Here is a 930-nt window from a genome sequence, read left to right on the forward strand (position 1 = left end):
CCGTTGCAAGTGAGTGATCTTTAATGGTCACGCGACTTGCACCCCGTCTCGGGGTTGTTCGGCAGCCTGGTGGCTGCGTCCCTTCCGCGCTTCACGGCCACCCGCCGGACGAGGTCCGGTCTTACGGTCGGCTCCACGCTTAACGGCGGCCCCAACTGGGCCGACGACGCTAGATGGTTCCTCGTAGCGCGCGAGATTGACAGCGGCGTTGTCGTCGCGTTGGTGGGTGACCCCGCAGCCACTATCAGTGGGGTCACAGGTCCACTTTTCGTCCCATCCGGTGTCTTGGACATGCCCGCAAAGGTGGCAGGTTTTCGACGATGGGAACCAGCGGTGGGCGACCACCAGCTGCGATCCGTACCAGCGTGTCTTGTAGGACAGGTGCCGGCGCGGTGTGCCCAGGGCCGCATCGGAGAGTCCGCGCCGTCTGGCGCGCGCCCCTGGCAGCCCTTTTTGCCGCAGCATCCCGGCAGCGTCCAATCCTTCAATCACGATGCGGCCGTGGGTTTTGGCCAACCGTGTTGTCAGGACGTGCAGGTGATGGGTGCGGACATCGTTGACCCGGCGATGTAACCGGGACATCTCGGTGGTGCGCTCACGATATTGGCGTGAGCCTTTCGTGCAGCGCGACCGGGCACGGCTGACGTAGCGTAACTGCCTCAACGCGGCATCAAGCGGGCATGGATTGGGCACCTGTTCGATCACGGTGCCGCCCTCGCCTGCGACTGTGGCGAGCCGCCGCACCCCGACATCCACACCGACTCGTGAATCAGGCAGCGTCACACGGGGCTGCTGCGGACGCTGCACCAGCACCCGCACACTCGCATCCAACCGGGTGCCGTTGCGTCGCACCGAAATCGCCAGAATCCGCGCCCGGCCCTTGGCGATGAGCCGTTCAACACGGCGGGTGTTCTCGTGCGTCCGGACACA

Annotated in this window: 1 protein-coding gene; it reads right to left on the reverse strand. The window is 65.3% G+C overall.

Annotated elements, in window-relative coordinates:
• Window positions 1-27 precede the first annotated feature (27 nt).
• On the reverse strand, window positions 28-930 hold a 903-nt coding region (gene tnpB / locus AC5Y36_RS25800), incomplete at its 5' end, for an IS607 family element RNA-guided endonuclease TnpB (protein ID WP_500043817.1).

The sequence above is a fragment of the Mycobacterium sp. NGS50 genome, assembly GCF_059812545.1.